Annotated in this window: 15 protein-coding genes and 1 tRNA gene; 7 read left to right on the top strand and 9 right to left on the bottom strand. The window is 72.3% G+C overall.

What is annotated here, in order from left to right; genetic code table 11:
- Window positions 1-120 precede the first annotated feature (120 nt).
- Window positions 121-873, top strand: a complete 753-nt coding sequence (locus ACFWN1_RS03655) for a DUF6227 family protein (protein ID WP_384357786.1) — start codon at window positions 121-123, stop codon at window positions 871-873.
- Window positions 874-964: 91 nt separating this feature from the next.
- On the opposite strand, the gene ACFWN1_RS03650 is transcribed toward ACFWN1_RS03655, so the two are convergent.
- The 4 genes from ACFWN1_RS03650 to ACFWN1_RS03635 all read right to left on the bottom strand — a co-directional run bounded on the left by ACFWN1_RS03650 (window position 965) and on the right by ACFWN1_RS03635 (window position 6,524).
- Complete coding sequence (locus tag ACFWN1_RS03650) at window positions 965-3,040, bottom strand: fructose-specific PTS transporter subunit EIIC (RefSeq protein ID WP_384357784.1); 2,076 nt, start codon at window positions 3,038-3,040, stop codon at window positions 965-967.
- Between the two features lie 124 nt (window positions 3,041-3,164).
- Window positions 3,165-4,112 (bottom strand): 1-phosphofructokinase, encoded by a 948-nt coding sequence (gene pfkB, locus ACFWN1_RS03645; RefSeq protein ID WP_384357782.1) that lies wholly within the window; start codon window positions 4,110-4,112, stop codon window positions 3,165-3,167.
- Window positions 4,109-4,870, bottom strand: a complete 762-nt coding sequence (locus ACFWN1_RS03640; protein ID WP_384357780.1) for a DeoR/GlpR family DNA-binding transcription regulator — start codon at window positions 4,868-4,870, stop codon at window positions 4,109-4,111. The genes pfkB and ACFWN1_RS03640 overlap by 4 nt, the downstream gene beginning before the upstream one ends.
- A gap of 139 nt (window positions 4,871-5,009) precedes the next feature.
- Window positions 5,010-6,524 carry an MFS transporter gene (locus ACFWN1_RS03635; protein ID WP_384357778.1) on the bottom strand — a complete coding sequence of 505 codons (1,515 nt, stop codon included), beginning with the start codon at window positions 6,522-6,524 and terminating at the stop codon, window positions 5,010-5,012.
- 63 nt (window positions 6,525-6,587) lie between these two features.
- Between ACFWN1_RS03635 and ACFWN1_RS03630 the strand changes: the two genes are divergently transcribed.
- Window positions 6,588-7,556 (top strand): helix-turn-helix transcriptional regulator, encoded by a 969-nt coding sequence (locus tag ACFWN1_RS03630; RefSeq protein ID WP_384357776.1) that lies wholly within the window; start codon window positions 6,588-6,590, stop codon window positions 7,554-7,556.
- Here the strand turns inward: ACFWN1_RS03630 and ACFWN1_RS03625 are convergent.
- Window positions 7,547-8,230 (bottom strand): TetR/AcrR family transcriptional regulator, encoded by a 684-nt coding sequence (locus ACFWN1_RS03625; RefSeq protein ID WP_384357832.1) that lies wholly within the window; start codon window positions 8,228-8,230, stop codon window positions 7,547-7,549. The two genes, ACFWN1_RS03630 and ACFWN1_RS03625, sit on opposite strands and share 10 nt — an antisense overlap.
- Window positions 8,231-8,901: 671 nt before the next feature.
- Window positions 8,902-9,930: an RNA polymerase sigma factor RpoD/SigA gene (locus tag ACFWN1_RS03620; protein ID WP_384357774.1), complete on the bottom strand. Its 1,029-nt coding sequence runs from the start codon at window positions 9,928-9,930 to the stop codon at window positions 8,902-8,904.
- A gap of 191 nt (window positions 9,931-10,121) precedes the next feature.
- Between ACFWN1_RS03620 and ACFWN1_RS03615 the strand changes: the two genes are divergently transcribed.
- A complete protein-coding gene (locus tag ACFWN1_RS03615; RefSeq protein WP_384357772.1) occupies window positions 10,122-10,649 on the top strand; it encodes a GNAT family N-acetyltransferase in 528 nt (175 codons plus the stop codon).
- Between the two features lie 15 nt (window positions 10,650-10,664).
- Here ACFWN1_RS03615 and ACFWN1_RS03610 read toward each other — a convergent pair whose 3' ends face one another.
- On the bottom strand, window positions 10,665-11,456 hold the full coding sequence (locus ACFWN1_RS03610; RefSeq protein ID WP_384357770.1) for a dioxygenase: 792 nt from the start codon (window positions 11,454-11,456) through the stop codon (window positions 10,665-10,667).
- Between the two features lie 113 nt (window positions 11,457-11,569).
- Here ACFWN1_RS03610 and ACFWN1_RS03605 point away from each other — a divergent pair, with 113 nt between their 5' ends.
- Window positions 11,570-12,091: a MarR family winged helix-turn-helix transcriptional regulator gene (locus ACFWN1_RS03605; protein ID WP_384357768.1), complete on the top strand. Its 522-nt coding sequence runs from the start codon at window positions 11,570-11,572 to the stop codon at window positions 12,089-12,091.
- Between the two features lie 12 nt (window positions 12,092-12,103).
- Here ACFWN1_RS03605 and ACFWN1_RS03600 read toward each other — a convergent pair whose 3' ends face one another.
- Window positions 12,104-13,642 carry an MFS transporter gene (locus ACFWN1_RS03600; protein ID WP_384357766.1) on the bottom strand — a complete coding sequence of 513 codons (1,539 nt, stop codon included), beginning with the start codon at window positions 13,640-13,642 and terminating at the stop codon, window positions 12,104-12,106.
- Between the two features lie 211 nt (window positions 13,643-13,853).
- Window positions 13,854-14,507: a TetR/AcrR family transcriptional regulator gene (locus tag ACFWN1_RS03595; RefSeq protein WP_384357764.1), complete on the bottom strand. Its 654-nt coding sequence runs from the start codon at window positions 14,505-14,507 to the stop codon at window positions 13,854-13,856.
- Between the two features lie 398 nt (window positions 14,508-14,905).
- On the opposite strand from ACFWN1_RS03595, the gene ACFWN1_RS03590 reads away from it, so the two are divergent.
- The 3 genes from ACFWN1_RS03590 to ACFWN1_RS03580 all read left to right on the top strand — a co-directional run bounded on the left by ACFWN1_RS03590 (window position 14,906) and on the right by ACFWN1_RS03580 (window position 16,852).
- A complete protein-coding gene (locus tag ACFWN1_RS03590) occupies window positions 14,906-16,255 on the top strand; it encodes a M6 family metalloprotease domain-containing protein (RefSeq protein ID WP_384357762.1) in 1,350 nt (449 codons plus the stop codon).
- A 63-nt stretch (window positions 16,256-16,318) separates the two neighbouring features.
- A tRNA-Arg gene (locus ACFWN1_RS03585) sits at window positions 16,319-16,391 on the top strand.
- 113 nt (window positions 16,392-16,504) lie between these two features.
- Window positions 16,505-16,852, top strand: coding sequence for a hypothetical protein (locus tag ACFWN1_RS03580; RefSeq protein ID WP_384357760.1), 348 nt, complete (start codon window positions 16,505-16,507; stop codon window positions 16,850-16,852).
- Window positions 16,853-16,939 lie beyond the last annotated feature (87 nt).

The raw sequence follows: 16,939 nt of genomic DNA, 5'->3' as shown, positions 1-16,939 counted from the left end.
AACCATCCGGCCACGCCCCGCGTTTACTCGGATACGTTTCCCAGTTCCCGGACATGATGTCCGATCGAGGGGCTACGGTATGCACCCACCAGGTGACATGCAGCGACGCCGGGAGACACCTTGAGCGTTCCGTACGAGACGGCGGAGTACGAGTCCGCCCAGTCGCCCGAGTCTCCGGAGGAGCACCTCGCGCGACTTCTCGGCCGTGCCCTGAACTCGTTCGAGCTGCCCGACGAGGTCCTCAGAGAGCTGGACTGCGCGCTGGCGCACGACAGTTCGCTGCACTCCGCCCACCACAGCGCGGGCCTGCACCGGGAGACGTACCGGCACACCTGGCTGCTCGCGGACGGCTCGGCGGTCACGCTCTGGGAGCTGGCGCACAACACCGCGCCGGGCGCGGAGGCGCAGCACGAGGTGTATCTCGACGAGGAGGAGCTGCACACCGCCACGGCGCGGCTGGCGCTGCCGTACGACACCTCGGACCTCGAGCTGCCGGTGCTGACCGAGCTGGGGGCCGTACCCGAGCCCCGGCACGCCTACGTGGCGGACAACTCCCCGGACCACGCCCGCAGGCTGCTGCGCCGGGCGGAGAACCCGGACCACCCCGGCAAGGACGAGGAGCTGTCGGCGCTGCTGGCCACGGCGGCGGCGCACGAGATCACCCAGGCATTCGGCCGCACCGGCCGCACCGCGCGGGCCGGGATGAGCTTCGCGCTGTACGAGCACGCGTTCCTGCTGCGGGACGGCCGGGAGATCTCCCTGTGGGAGGTCGAGCACACCGCCACCCCCGACGGCCGCCACATGTGCGAGGTGTACGCCACCCCGGACGCGGCCCGCGACGCCATGGAGCACCGCGCGGCCCGGCCCGGCTGAAGGCTCCTGGGCCGACCCCGCGACACCCCGCGTCCCCCCGGCGGGGTCGCCGACGGGGTAGCCGGGGGGACGCTTACGGGTGCGACGGGGCTCAGGCGGCCACGGGCTGCTTGCTCCCCTTCTCCCCCGCCGCCGCGCTCTCGGCCGAGTCGGCGGCCGGGGTGCCCTGGGCCGGCTTGCGCATGCCCTTGAGGACGACGACCAGGGCGGTGCTGACACAGACGCCGGCCGCGATGGCGACGAGGTAGAGGAACGGGTTGCCGATCAGCGGGACCACGAAGATGCCGCCGTGCGGGGCGCGCAGCGTCGCGTCGAACATCATCGACAGCGAACCGGTGACCGCGCCGCCCACCATCGCGGACGGGATGACCCGCAGCGGGTCGGCGGCGGCGAACGGGATCGCGCCCTCGGAGATGAAGGAGGCGCCGAGCACCCAGGCGGCCTTGCCGTTCTCCCGCTCGGCCGGGGTGAAGAGCTTGCCGCGCACGGTCGTGGCCAGGGCCATGGCCAGCGGCGGGACCATGCCGGCGGCCATCACCGCGGCCATGATCGTCATCGCGGAGTCACTGGGACCGGCGACCGCGATACCGGCGGTGGCGAAGGTGTAGGCGACCTTGTTGACCGGACCGCCCAGGTCGAAGCACATCATCAGGCCGAGGAGCGCGCCGAGCAGGACGGCGTTGGTGCCGGTGAGGCCGTTCAGCCAGTCGGTCATGCCCTTCTGGGCGGCGGCGATGGGCTTGCCGATCACCACGAACATCAGGAAGCCGACGACCGCCGAGGAGATCAGCGGGATCACCACCACCGGCATGATGCCGCGCAGGGCCGCCGGTATCCGCACCCGCTGGATCGCCAGCACCACGCCACCGGCGATCAAACCGGCCGCGAGGCCGCCGAGGAAGCCCGCGTTGATGCTGAGCGAGATCGCGCCGCCGACGAAGCCGGGGACGAGGCCCGGCCGGTCGGCCATGCCGTAGGCGATGTACCCGGCGAGCACCGGGACCAGGAAGTTGAACGCCATGCCGCCGATCTGGAAAAGCAGCGCGCCCCAGCTGTCGGACTGGGTCCACACGAAGTGGTCCATGACGGAGGGCGCCTTCTTCACCGTCCAGCCGCCGACGGCGAAGCCCAGGGCGATGAGCAGACCGCCCGCCGCGACGAACGGGACCATGTAACTGACGCCGGACATCAGCCACTTGCGGAGCTTGGTGCCGTAGCCCTCGGTGGAGTCACCCGCGCGGTCCACGGGGGTGGCTCCCGCGCCCGCCGGGGCGGTCGCCTCGCCGCGTTCCGCCTTGGCGCGGACCTCGGAGATGAGTTGGGCGGGGCGGTTGATGCCCGCCTTCACGCCGACGTCCACGGTGGGCTTGCCGGCGAAACGGTCCTTCTCGCGCACCGGCACGTCGTGGGCGAAGACCACACCGTCGGCCGCCTCGATCACCGCCGGGTCGAGCCGGGTGAAGCCGGCCGAGCCCTGCGTCTCGACGATCACCTCGACGCCCGCCTCACGGCCGGCGTTCTCCAGCGACTCGGCGGCCATGTAGGTGTGGGCGATGCCGGTGGGGCAGGAGGTGACGGCGACGATACGGAACGGGCGCTCCTCCGCGGCCGCGGCGGGCTCCGGGGTGGTACTGCCCGCCGCGGCGCCGGCGGAGGCCGCCGCCGGCGCCGTGGCGGTGTCGGTGGCCTGTCCGGCAGCCGCACCCTGCGCGGCCTCGGCAGGAGTCACGTCCCCCCTTACCAGCGCCGCCGCGGTCTCCGCGTCGGACACCCCGCGCAGCGCGTCCGTGAACTCGGTGTTCATCAGCTGCCGGGCCAGCGCGGAGAGGATCGTGAGGTGGGCGTCATCCGCTCCGGCCGGGGCCGCGATCAGGAAGATCAGGTCGGCCGGGCCGTCCGGCGCGCCGAAGTCGACTCCGGCGGCGCTGCGCCCGAAGGCGAGCGTCGGCTCGGTGACGTGCTCGCTGCGGCAGTGCGGGATGCCGATGCCGCCGTCGAGACCGGTCGGCATCTGGGCCTCACGGGCGGCCACGTCGGCGAGGAAGCCGTCCAGGTCGGTCACCCGCCCCTCGGCCACCATGCGCTCGGCGAGGGCACGCGCCGCCGCTTCCTTGCTCTCGGCGGACAGGTCGAGGTCGACCAGGTCCGCGCTGATCATCTCGCTCATCGCGGGCTCCTTTGCTCGCGTATCGCCCTGCTGTCTGGGGTGGGCGCACCATGAATGGAGGTGTGGGGGACGTGGGGGACGTGGAGGTGGGTACGGGGGGCGGCGGGCCGCCGGTGCGGGCCGGTCATGACACCGGCTCCGTCAGCACCAGGTCGACGGGGACGTCCGTCGTGACCGTGACCGAGGCGGGGTCCAGGTCGGCCGGTGTCGGCATCACGCTGCCCGGCAGCTGGACGGCGGCCGCGCCGTGCGCCACGGCGGAGGCGAGGGCCTCGGGCCCGCTGCCCCCGGCGATCAGGAACCCGGCGAGGGAGGAGTCCCCCGCGCCGACGTTGCTGCGGACGGCGGCCACGCGGGCGGTGCCGAACCAGGCGCCGTCGTCGTCCACCAGCAACTGCCCGTCGGCGCCCAGGCTGGCCAGGACCGCGCGGGCGCCCATCGCCCGCAGCTCCTCGGCCGCCTTGACCGCGTCGCCCACGGTGAGCAGCGGGCGGCCGACGGCGGCGGACAGTTCCTCGGCGTTGGGCTTGACCACGTCGGGCCGGGCGCGCAGCGCCTGGAGCAGGGCCGGTCCCGAGGTGTCCAGCGCGATGCGGGCGCCCGCCGAGTGGGCGCGGGCGACGACATCGGCGTACCAGGACGGGGCGAGGCCGAGGGGGAGGCTGCCGCAGCAGGCGATCCAGTCGGCGTCGGCCGAGTGCGTGCGCACGGCGCCGAGGAGCGACTCCTGCTCGGCCGGGGTCAGCTCCGGGCCCGGCGCGTTGATCTTCGTCAGGACACCGTCCGCCTCCGCCAGCGCGATGTTGGACCGGGTGGCCCCGGCGACGGGTACGGGCGCGACCTCGATGCCCTGGGCGTCGAGCAGCTCGGCGATCAGGGCGCCGGGCGCGCCGCCGAGCGGCAGCACGGCGAGGGTGCGCCGGCCGGCCGCGGCGACCGCGCGGGAGACGTTGACGCCCTTGCCGCCGGGGTCCGTGCGCTCCCCCGAGGCCCGGATGACCTCGCCGCGCTCCAGGACGGGGACCTCGTAGGTGCGGTCCAGGGAGGGGTTGGGGGTGACGGTGAGGATCACGCGCGTACTACTTCCGTGCCGCCGCGCTCGATGACGGCCGCGTCGTCGGGGCTGAGCCCGCTGTCGGTGATCAGCAGGTCCACGTCGCCCAGGCCGCCGAAGCGGGCGAAGTGCTCCTGGCCGTGCTTGGCGGAGTCCGCGAGCAGGACCACCCGGCGGGCGGCTGCGACGGCCGCGCGCTTGACGGCGGCCTCGGCGAGGTCGGGGGTGGACAGGCCGTGCTCGGCGGAGAAGCCGTTGGCGGCGACGAAGGCCACGTCGGCGCGGATCTCGCCGTAGGCACGCAGGGCCCAGGCGTCGACGGCGGCGCGGGTGCGGTTGCGGACGCGGCCGCCGACCAGGTGGAGCTGGAGGCCGGGGTGGTCGGCGAGGCGGGCGGCGATCGGCAGGCTGTGGGTGACGACGGTGAGCGTCGCCTCCAGCGGGATCGCGCCGGCGAGGCGGGCCACGGTGGTGCCCGCGTCGAGGACGACCGTGCCGTCGGCGGGGAGTTCGGCGAGGGCCGCCTTGGCGATGCGGTCCTTCTCGTCGGCGGCGGTGGACTCGCGTTCGGTGAGGTCGGGCTCGAAGTCGAGGCGGCCGGCCGGGATGGCGCCGCCGTGCACCCGGCGGACCAGGCCCGCACGGTCGAGCGCCTTCAGGTCCCGGCGGATGGTCTCCGCCGTGACCTGGAACACCTCGGCCAGCGACAGCACGTCCACCCGGCCGCCGTCACGGGCGAGCCGGAGGATCTCCTGCTGACGCTCCGGTCCGTACATGTCCGCCCGCCTCCGCAGCCTTCGCCCACCGCCCCGACTCATGCCCGAACGTGTGGTTTCACTGGGAGAGTACGCCCGCGTTTTCGGAAAGTAAACAAGTTCGGGCTTCATTCGGACATGAACGGAAGCGCAGGGGCTGTCAGGACACCAGCTCCGGTTCCTGGTCCTCCTGGTCCCCCTGGCCCCCCTGGTCCCTGGCCGGCCCGCCCTCCACATGCTGGGCAGGCCGCTTGGGCAGCGCGGACATCAGCAGGAAGATCACGCCCATCACCCCGGCCACCCACCACAGCGCGTGCTGGAAGGCGCCGGTGAAGGCCGGGCCCACCTGCGCCGGGGTCAGCCGGTCGGCGATCTGCCCGAAGAAGACGACGGACACCAGGCCGAGCCCGAGCGCGTTGCCCATCTGCTGCACGGTGTTGATCAGGCCGGAGGCCGATCCGGCGTGCTCGCGCGGCACCTCGGAGAGGATCGCGTCGGTCAGCGGGGCCACGATCAGGCCCATGCCGACACCCATCACGACCAGCGGGAGCGCCATCTGCCAGGAGGCGATGGCAAGGCCGTACCGGTCGGACTCCCAGATGTAGATGAGCACGCCGAGCCCCATCGTCAGGGCGCCGGCCTGGAGCACCTTGCGGCCGAAGCGCGGCACCAGGAACTGCACCGACAGCGCGGCGGCCGTCGAGACCGCGAGCGAGAACGGCACCCCCGTCAGCCCGGCGCGCAGCACGCTCCAGCCGAGGCCGATCTGCATGTACAGCGTCCAGACCAGGAAGAACACACCGAGCGCGATCCCGAACACGGTCTGTACGGCGATACCGGCGGCGAAGCTCCGGACCCGGAACAGCGACAGCTCGACCAGCGGGGAGCCGTCGCGGGACGCCTTGCGCCGCTCGTACGCGACCAGCACGGCGAAGACCGGGAGGGAGCCCGCCATCATCAGGTGGCCCCACAGCGGCCAGCCCAGCTCACGGCCCCGGGTGAGCGGGTAGAGCAGCATCAGCAGGCCGAGGGTGACCAGGGCGACGCCGACGAGGTCCAGCTTGAGGGCCCGGGGTGCGCGGGACTCGGTGATGTAGCGGCGGCCGAGCAGCACGGCGGCGATGCCGACGGGCAGGTTGATCAGGAAGATGGGCCGCCACTCGAGCCCGAACAGGTTCCACTCCGTCAGCAGGGCGCCGAGCAGCGGGCCGGAGACCGCGCCGAGGCCGACGACCGCGCCGAACAGCCCGAAGACCTTGCCGCGTTCATGAGCGGGGAAGGTGGCGTGCACGATGGAGAGCACCTGCGGGACCATCATCGCGGCCATGCCGCCCTGGAGGATGCGGGCCGCGACCAGCATCGCCGGGTCGACGGCGAAGCCGCACAGCGCCGAGGCGAGGGTGAAGCCGCCGACGCCGAGCAGGAACAGCCGCCTGCGGCCGTGGATGTCGCCGAGCCGCCCGCCGGTGATCAGACCGGCCGCGAACGCCAGCGCGTACCCCGCGGTGATCCACTGGATCTGGCCGAACGAAGCGCCCTCGTCCCGCTGGATGGAGGGGATGGCTATGTTCACGATCGTCACGTCCACGAGGTCCATGAAGGCCGCGGTCATCACGATGGCGAGCGCGATCCAGCGGCGCCGGTCAGCGCCGGAGGTCTGTTCCGTTGAGGTCATGTACTCCAGACTAGTGAACCAGTAGGACAGAACGTGTCCTAGATATGCGGCATGCTCGGACGCATGACGACGGACACCCCGGCTCGGCTGCTGACGCTCCTGTCCCTCCTCCAGACCCCGCGCGAATGGCCCGGCGGCGAGCTGGCCGGCCGGCTCGGGGTGTCCCGCCGTACGGTCCGGCGCGACATCGACCGGCTGCGCGAGCTGGGCTATCCGGTGCAGGCCAGCAAGGGCGCGGAGGGCGGGTACCGGCTGGTCGCGGGCAAGGCGATGCCGCCGCTGGTGCTGGACGACGAGGAGGCGGTCGCCATCGCGGTCGGCCTGCGCGCCGGTGCCGGACACGCGGTGGAGGGGGTGGACGAGGCGTCGGTGCGGGCGCTGGCCAAGCTGGAGCAGGTGCTCCCGGCCCGGCTGCGCCGCCAGGTGGCCACCCTCCAGGCCGCGACCACCCCGCTGACCAGCGGCGACGGCCCGACCATCGCGCCGGAGACGCTGACCGTGATCGCGTCCACGATCGCCGGTGACGAGCGGCTCCGGTTCGCCTACCGCGCCGGTGACGGCAGCGACTCGCGCCGGCTGACCGAGCCGTACCGGCTGGTGTCCACCGGGCGGCGCTGGTACCTCGTCGCCTACGACCTCGACCGCGCGGACTGGCGCACCTTCCGCGTGGACCGGATCAGCGAGCCCTTCGCCACCGGCGCCCGCTTCACCCCGCGCGAACTCCCCTCCGGCGACGCGGCGGAGTACCTGCGCCGTTCGATCCGGCGGCGCAACGAGACCTGGGAGTTCACCGTCCGCTTCGCGGCCCCCGCCGACCAGGTCGCCGCCCGCCTTCCGCACTGGTTCGGCACCCCCGCACCGGACGGCCCCGGCCACAGCGTGCTGCACGGCACCACCGGCGACCCGGTGGAGTGGCTGGCGGTCCGGCTGGCGATGACCGGGCACGAGTTCACGGTCCGCAGTCCGGACGTACTGGCCGCTGAGGTACGGGAGTTGGGGGCGCGGCTGCTGCGTGCGGCCCCTCAGCCCTGAGGGGCCTCCCAGGCGAAGTCGCCCAGGGCCACCAGGTTGCCGACGGCCAGGGCGGCGGGGCCGGCCGGGCCCGTCGGCGCGGCCTCGGTGAGGGCCCAGGTCTCCACGGCGACGCGTACGGCGGCGCCCGCGACGGCGGCGGCGAAGCGGAGATGGGGGCTGGCCGCCTCCGCCGCGGCCGTCGCCGCCTCCGTCGCCTCGGCACCGCTGTCGCCGTCGTCACCGCTGTCGCCGTCGTCACCGCTGTCGCCGTTGTCGCCGTTGTCGCCGGCCGGTGTGAGCCGCTCGGCCAGCGCCTCCGCGAGTTCCGTCTCCGACGCCTGGCAGACCTCCGCCCAGACCTTGCCGAGGGCCGGGCTGGTGTGGGCCATGCGGATGAGGGTGCGGGCCCATTCCCAGGCGGACGCGGAGACGCCGACACCCGGGGCGAGGGTGCGGTCCACGGCGTGCCGGAGGGCCTCGGGGAGGGCGAGGTGGGCCGGGGCCGCGCGGACGGCCTCGGTCCAGAGCTGGGCGCCGGTCGCGTACAGCGGGGCCACCGCCTCCTCCTTGGAGGCGAAGTAGCGGTAGAAGGTGCGCGGTGCGATGCCCGCCGCGTGGGCGATGTCCTCGGCGCGGGTGGCTCGCAGGCCCTGCCGGACGAAGAGGGTCGCGGCGGCGCGGGCGATCTCCATGCGGGTCTCGGCCTTGCGGCGCTCGGTGAGGGAGCCCGCCGGAGAGGCCGGAAAGGAACGCCTTCGGGCGGTGGTGCCGGTGCTGTCGGTGTCGCCGGTATTACGGGTGGTACGAGGGGCGCTCACCTCGGCAGGCTATGCCCCTGTGGCAGAATCTGCCATTCGGCGGGTCACCCCGTGGTTCAGGTGCGGGGTGGCCCGCTGTGCCATGCCCGCGCCCGGATCTGCCGGGCGCTAGAAAAAAGCCGGGCCCCAGCGCCGGGGGGGGGTGGCGCCGGGGCCCGGCCGGGAGTCCCGACGCCGGGGGGGGATGACGTCGGAACTGGTCGGTGGCCGCCCGTTTCCGGGGCGGTAATCCGGTCGAGCGGGGCGGCGGTGGGGACGCCGCGCGGTACGACTTCGAGCAAGGTGTCCGAGCAAGGTGCCGGTGCGGCCCCCGGAGCCTCGGCTCCTGGGCCCGCAAGGGTTGTTCCCTCGCCCCGAGGCGTTCAAGCGACGGTACCGCGCCATGTTCGCGCCGTCTTCCGCCGCCGCGCGCCTCCGGACGAGCCGGTCGCACACCGGGCGCCGCTCACACACCCGGCGCCGACCGTACCGCGCGTACGGCCGCGCACCCGGCACCAACGCACCGGACACTCGCCCGTATCGCGCGCCCGCTCCCCCCGGGGGGGCTACGCCGCCGCGTCGAACCCCGTGTCGCGGGCCAGCTTCTTCAGTTCCATCAGCGCGTGCTTCTCTATCTGGCGGATGCGCTCGCGGGTCAGTCCGTGCTCCTTGCCGACCTCGGTGAGGGTCCGCTCGCGGCCGTCCTCGATGCCGTACCGCATCTTGATGATCGAGGCGGTGCGGTCGTCCAGGCGGCCGATCAGGTCGTCCAGCTCCTCGCGGCGCAGCAGGCTCAGCACCGACTGCTCGGGGGAGACCGCGGAGGTGTCCTCCAGCAGGTCGCCGAACTGGGTCTCGCCGTCGTCGTCCACCGGCATGTTCAGCGAGACCGGGTCACGGGACCAGTCGAGCACGTCCGTGACCCGCTCCGGGGTGGAGGCCAGCTCGGCGGCGATCTCCGCGGGCTCCGGGTCCCGGCCGTGCTCCCGGTTGAACTCGCGCTGGACGCGCCGGATACGGCCCAGCTCCTCCACCAGGTGGACGGGGAGCCGGATGGTGCGGGACTGGTCGGCTATCGAGCGGGTGATGGCCTGGCGTATCCACCAGGTCGCGTACGTGGAGAACTTGAAGCCCTTGCGGTAGTCGAACTTCTCGACCGCGCGCACCAGGCCCGCGTTCCCCTCCTGGATGAGGTCGAGCAGGGGCAGGCCGCTGCGCGGATAGCGCCGCGCCACGGCCACGACCAGGCGGAGGTTGGAGCGGATGAAGACGTCCTTGGCCCGCTCGCCCTCGTCGAACAGCGCCTCCAGCTCCTCGCTGGAAGCCCCGGCGGCGGTCTCCTCCTGGCCGTCGAGGACCTGGCGCGCGAACACGCCCGCCTCGATGGTCTGGGACAGCTCGACCTCCTTGGCGGCGTCGAGCAGGGGCGTACGCGCGATCTCGTCGAGGTACATGCCGACCAGGTCGCGGTCGGCGATCTCGCCGCCGCGCACGCGGACGCTGCTTGCCGAGTCGGCCGTCTTTCCCCCAGAGCCCGGAGCCTGGGAGGTGCCCCCAATGGCGGACTTACGACGGGCGACGGCGCGGGTTGCCATGCGTGCTCCCTTGCGGTGGTGGCTGGCAGGTGGTCCTGGCGAACGCTCGGCACTCCGGACTCTCCCTCGGGACTCTCCTCGGGTGCCCTGCATCCGTGGGAAACAACGACTGGAATCCGGACAGAATTCCCAACCGACCCCCCGATTTATCTGATCATGCAGTACCCTGTCGGGCCACACGGGGAGGTGCCATGCCGTCCAGCCGTACGGAAACGCAGGTCAGGCCGGGGTCCGAGGCCGATCTGGACGCCCTCACAGCGCTGTACAACCACTACGTACGTGAGACGGCCATCACATTCGACACGGTGCCCCTCGCTCCACTGGAGCGGCGACCGTGGCTGCTGTCCCACCCGGAAGACGGCCCGCACCGCCTGTTGGTTGCCACGGACGCCGGATCGGCGGAGATCCTGGGGTACGCCACCTCGGGCCCGCACCGCCCGAAGGCCGCGTACGCCACCTCGGTGGAGACCTCCGTCTACCTGGCCCCGCACGCGGCCGGCCGTGGCGTGGGCACCCTGCTCTACGAGGCCCTCTTCGCCGCGCTGGCCGAGGAGGACGTGCACCGCGCCTTCGCCGGCATCGCCCAGCCCAACGAGGCGTCCACCCGGCTGCACGCGCGCTTCGGCTTCCGGCACCTGGGCACGTTCGGCGAGGTCGGCCGCAAGTTCGGCCGCTACTGGGACGTGGCCTGGTACCAGAAGGATCTGACGGCCGGCTGAGCCGCGCGGGCTATATCAGCCGAACTGGAGCGACCGCTTGGCCAGCCCCATCCAGAAGCCGTCGATGACCGACCTGTGTGCGTCCGCGCCGGCCGCGCCGAGCGTGACGAACAGTGGCGCGAAATGTTCGGTGCGCGGGTGGGCGAGCTTTCCGGCCGGAGCCTTTTTCTCGAAGTCCAGCAGCGCGTCCCAGTCACCCGCGTCCAGCGCGGCCCGGCCCCAGTCGTCGAACTCGGCCGACCAGCCCGGCACCCCGCCGGCGTGCCGCAGCGCCGCCAGGTTGTGGGTGAAGAAGCCCGACCCGACGATCAGCACCCCCTCGTCGCGCAGCGGCGCGAGTCTGCGGCCGAGGTCCAGCAGCCGGGCCGGGTCCAGGGTGGGCAGGGAGATCTGGAGGACCGGGATGTCGGCCTCGGGGAACATCTCCACGAGCGGGACGTAGGCGCCGTGGTCGAGACCCCGGTCGGGCACGTCCTGGACGGGGATGCCGGGGGCGCGCAGGAGTTTGCGCACGGATTCGGCCAGTTCGGGGGCGCCGGGGGCGGCGTAGCGTACGCGGTAGTAGTGCTCGGGGAAGCCCCAGAAGTCGTACACCAGCGGGGCGGTGTAGGTGGCGGCGAGGGCGAGGGGGGCCTCTTCCCAGTGGGCGGAGACCATCAGGATCGCCTTCGGGCGGGGCAGTTCGGCCGACCAGGCGGCGAGCTGGCCCGGCCAGACGGGGTCGTCGGCGAGCGGCGGGGCGCCATGACTGAGATAGAGGGCGGGCATGCGGTCGGGAGCGGTGGTGGGTTCGGCGGTGTCATGCATGACGGCTCCTCCCGGGGCGGGTTACGCAGCTTTGCTTTAACTCTCAAGCACTACCGTTGAGATTACGCCCGACTTGTTTAAATTTCAAGAAGGTGGCTCGTACAGTGGAGAACATGAACTCGGCATCCACCCCGGCAACGGCGCCGGCCTCCGGACCTCGCTGGCTCGCCGACGAGGAGCAGCGCGTCTGGCGGGCCTACATGCACGCGACCACCCTTCTGGAGGACCACCTGGACCGGCAGCTCCAGCGCGACGCGGGTATGCCGCACATCTACTACGGCCTGCTCGTCGGCCTCGCCGAGGCACCGCGCCGAAGACTGCGGATGACCGAGCTGGCCCGGAGGTCGAAGATCACCCGCTCCCGGCTCTCGCACGCCGTCGCCCGGCTGGAGAAGAGTGGCTGGGTGCGCCGCGAGGACTGCCCCTCGGACAAGCGCGGCCAGTTCGCGGTGCTCACCGAGGAGGGCGCCGAGGTGCTGCGCCGTACCGCGCCCGGCCATGTCACCGCCGTACGGCAGGCGCTGTTCGACCGGCTGAGCCCCGCACAGCAGAAGGCCCTCGGCGAGATCATGGAGATCGTCGCCGAGGGCCTTCAGCCGAGCGAGGCGGGTGCGGACCTGCCCTGGCTCCGCTGAGCTATTCCGGGGTCAGTGGGCCACCACCGGCACCGGGATCTCGTCCTCGGCGCCGTCACCGGAGGCCATCCTGACGGCGCCCGGCTTGCCCCCGTCGACCATGGTGAACGCGATCAGCGAGGCGACCGCCAGGATGCCGACGGCGAACCAGATGGCGCTGCTGTAGCCGTGCACCATGCCCTGCAGCTTCACCAGCTGCTGCTGGGGCAGGGCGGTCGCGGACGCGATGTGGTCCTTGACGTACGAGGTGGTCGCGGACGCGGCGATGGTGTTCAGCAGAGCGGTGCCGATCGCGCCGCCGACCTGCTGCGAGGTGTTGACCATCGCGGAGGCGACACCGGCGTCCCGGGGCTCGACGCCCTGGGTCGCCAGCGACATAGCCGGCATGAAGGCCGTACCCATGCCGAGGCCGAGCAGCACCATCGCCGGCAGCAGCAGGGCCGCGTAGGAGGAGCCGATCTCCAGCTGGGTGAGCAGCAGCATGCCGAGCGCGGCGAGCAGGAAGCCGGGGCCCATCAGGAGCCGGGCCGGGACCCGGATCATCAGGCGGGCGCCGATCTGGGTGGAGCCGGTGATCATGCCCGCGACCATCGGCAGGAACGCGAAGCCGGTCTTGACCGGGGAGTAGCCCTTCACGACCTGGAGGTAGTAGGTCAGGAAGAGGAACAGGCCGAACATGCCGATGATGGCGAGGCCGAGGGAGAGGTAGATACCGCCCCGGCTGCGGTCGGCGACCACGCGCAGCGGCAGCAGCGGCGCCTTGACCCGCTGCTCGACCAGCACGAACGCCAGCAGCAGCACCACGGAGGCGACGAACATCGAGATGGTGACCGCGTCGCTCCAGCCGTCGGACTCGGCGCGGGTGAAGCCGTACACCAGGGCGACCAGGCCGAGCGTGGACAGGAACACGCCGGGGATGTCCAGCGGGGAGCGGTTGCGGCCGCCCTCGGGCTCCCGGATCACGAACCAGGCACCGGCCGCGGCGACGATGGCGAAGGGCACGTTGACGAAGAAGGTCCAGCGCCAGTCGAGGTACTCGGTGAGGAAGCCGCCGAGGATCAGGCCGACGGCACCGCCGCCGCCCGCGATGGCACCGTAGATGCCGAACGCCTTGGCGCGCTCCTTGGCGTCGGTGAACATCACGGCCAGCAGGGACAGCGCGGCCGGGGCGAGCAGGGCGCCGAAGACACCCTGGAGGGCGCGGGCGCCGAACATCATCCCGCCGGTGGTGGCGGCGCCGCCGAGCGCGGAGGCGGCGGCGAAGCCGGCGAGGCCGAGCAGGAAGGCGCGCTTGCGGCCCCACAGGTCGGCGATGCGGCCGCCGAAGAGCAGCAGACCGCCGAAGGCGAGGGCGTAGGCGGTGACGACCCACTGCCGGTTGCCGTCGGATATGCCCAGGTCCTGCTGGGCGGAGGGCAGCGCGATGTTCACGATGGTGGCGTCGAGGACGACCATCAGCTGGGCCAGCGCGATGAAGACGAGCGCCTTCCAGCGGTTGGCGTCGCCGCCGGGCACGGTGGCCAGCGGCGGCTTGGTGACTGCTTCGGACATGGGGGTACCCCGTTCGGGACTTCGGGCGGACGTGTCGGACTTGCAGGGCACGGTCGTACGGCGTCGTACGCGCACAGGGCGTGCGGGGCCCCACCGGCTCGCCCTCGTCGGCGGCCGGGTGGCTGGGGGTGGGTCAGGTGGATCAGGTGGGTCAGGTGGATCAGGTCGGTTCGGATCGTTTCAGATCGGTTAGGTCGGTCAGGTCGTCAGCTCAGCACTGGCGCAGATCCTCCATGGTCACGGCCGCACCGGGCAGGACGGAGCGGGCCGGTGCCCGCAGTCCGTCGAGGAGGAGCTGCAGATGGCGGTGGACGAACCGGTCGGTGTCGAAGCAGGCCGTGCCGGCCGGGGGCCGGCTGAGCTGCGCTGCGGCGACCATCAGGTCACCGACACCGACGTCGGTACGGAGCTGTCCGGCCGCCTTGGCGCGGTCCATGACCTCGGCGATCAGGGCCTCCCCCCGCTCTCGCGCGGCCTCCAGGTCGGGATGGTGGTGGTCGAAGCCGCTGGAGACCATCGGACAGAGCGCGCCGATCCGTTCGTCGGCGGCGGTGTGCACGAAGTGTTCCAGTGCGGCGAAGGCGTCGCCGGTCTCGGCCAGGGCGTCCTGCGCGGCCTCGGCCGTACGGTCCATCACGGAGCACAGGACCTCCCGGACCAGGGCGTCACGGTCGGGGAAGTTGCGGTACAGGGTGGCGTTGCCGACGCCCGCGCGACGGGCGATGTCGTCCAGCGGCACCTGGGGGCCGTGCTCGACGAACATCTCCCGCGCGGCGGTGATGATCCGCTCCCGGTTGCGCAGCGCGTCGGCACGCGGCCGGGGCGACGCTCTGCGGGCGGAGGGTGCGGTGCGCACGGCGGACACGGCGGGCTCCCCATCTCTACGGGTCGGGACCTCTACGGGTCGGGATCTGGTCCGGACCTCTACGGGTCGGGACTTATACGGGTCGGGACAAGTGCGATCTGATCATCGTCCTGCAATCCGGGGAGAACCTCCCCGCTTCGCGCGGACACAGGTCTAAACGGGGAAGCCCTCCCCGGTTATTTCCCCGTCGGGATGTGACCTGAGCCACATTCCGGTCCGGGCGCCGCTGATCCCCGTTCGCCCGGTCGATCCACCCCCAACCGTAGGCGATTCACCCCTGCTCCTCCCGGAATCCCACGTTCGGTCTCTCCCAGCGCGCGACGACGGCCCCGGCGACACAGGGTGAGCCCATGGGCGCAGCCAGGTGACGGGGGCTGCCGTGGAGCGGGAGGTCGTGCATGCAGCCGCAGTCGCCCCGCCGCATATCCCCGCGCCCGCGCCGCATACGCCGGCGCCGTGTGGCCGCCTTCGCCTCGGTGACCGCGCTGACCTTCGCGGTCAGTACCTCGGCCGGGTCAGGGCAGCTCACGGCGCGCATCACCTCCGGGCCGATCGGCCTCATACGCACGGCCGCCCTGGCCCCCTGCATGATCCAGGGGGCGGCAGAGGTCCAGATGACCGAGGGCTTCCCCACCTCCACCAGCTACTCCCGGTCCACCGGCACCATTCACGCCCTGACCCTGATGGTCGACTTCCCGGACACCCCCGGCGAGGGCAAGCCGATGGACCGCTTCCACGAGTTCTTCCCGAAGACCCAGGAATGGTTCGCCAAGGCGTCCTACGGCCGGCTCGACTACCGCCCCGAGACCCCGATCACCTCCTGGCTGCGGATGCCGAAGCCGTTCAAGGACTACGGCATAGAGCGCGGCGCCCCCTTCGACCCGGGCTACCGGGAGCTGGTGCGGGACATCGTCGCCGCCGCCGACCCGGACGTGGACTTCCGCTCGTACGACCTGCTGAACGTACTGGTCACCCCGAACGCCGGCCCCTCCGCCCTGGACACGGTCCTCTCCGTGACCTTCGCCGGCAACGGCGAGGCCCCGGTGGCCGACGGCACCCCGGTCTCCAACGCCTCCTTCGTCTACTCCCGCCAGGACGACGGCTCCGGCGCGTACGCGGACACGGGGTACCGGGTGCTCCCGCACGAGAACGGGCACACCTTTGGGCTGCCGGACCTGTACACGCAGGAGGGGGGCAGCGCGGTCGGGCACTGGGACATCATGAGCGAGGACTGGGGGGCCAACAACGACCTGCTGGGCTGGCACAAGTGGAAGCTGGGCTGGCTGCCCGCGTCCCAGGTGAGCTGCGCGACGGCCGCGGGCAGCGCGGACTACACCCTCTCCCCGCTCTCGCGGAAGTCCGGCGGCAAGCTGGTCATGGTCCCGCTGGACGACCGCACCGCGTACGCGCTGGAGCTGCGCACGCAGGGCGGCAACGACGAGTCCGTCTGCAAGCCCGGCATCCTCGTCTACAAGGTCGACGCCTCCGTCGACACCGGCCGCGGCCCCATCACCGTCCAGGACGCCCACCGCGACAGCGGCGGCTGCACCCGCAGCCCCAACGTCCACGCCGAACTCTCCGACGCCCCCTTCTCCCCCGGAGAAACCTTCAAGGACCCGTCCTCCGGCATCACCATCCACGTGGCGAGCGCGGCCCTGGACGGCACGTACCGGGTACGGGTGACACGGACGCACGCGGCAGAGGGCACGACGGCGGCGGCGGGACCGGTGCGGCCGGGCCACGGCTGACCCCCACCCCACCCCTGATCCGCTACCCTGTCATGGGCAGCCACCGGGTGGCCGCCACACCCCGCCTTCGTAGCTCAGGGGATAGAGCACCGCTCTCCTAAAGCGGGTGTCGCAGGTTCGAATCCTGCCGGGGGCACAGCAAAACACCAGTTCAGGGGCCCTTCCGTCCATCGGACGGGAGGGCCCCTGCGCTTGCAGCACACATATGGCACACATGCCGTGCGCGCGGATGGTGGGGAGCTGTGCAGGATGCCCGTCAAGGATGAGCTGGCCCGGCGCCGGTACGAGAAGCTGGCCGACCGGCTTGAGTCGCTGATGCGGACCGCCCTCAGGCCCGAGTACCAGGGCTACTACGGGCAGCTGATCCTGAGCGGCGATGACCTTACGGACATGGGCGAACTCAAGGACGTCCGGCGTGCCGCTCGGGAGGCGGGCCGCCGTCTCGGCTGGAAGACGACCACCCGTCTCATCGGTGGCCGACTCTTCGTGCTCGACGAGCGGGAGGTACCCGAGGAGATCGAGCGGCTGGCCGGGGATGCGGCCGCTGCTGCGATTGACCAGGCTCGGGAGGAAGGCCGCCGACCGCGGCTGACCTGATCCGGGGAAAGACGCACGGGGGCTGTCCCACCACAGCAATGCAGGGGGACAACCCTTCAGTTATGGCTCCCGGCACGGATTAGGCAC

This window comes from Streptomyces sp. NPDC058459, assembly GCF_042721685.1.
Lineage (GTDB): Bacteria > Actinomycetota > Actinomycetes > Streptomycetales > Streptomycetaceae > Streptomyces.
Note: the sequence above shows the minus strand (reverse complement) of the source record. Positions and strands in the feature narration are given on the sequence as shown.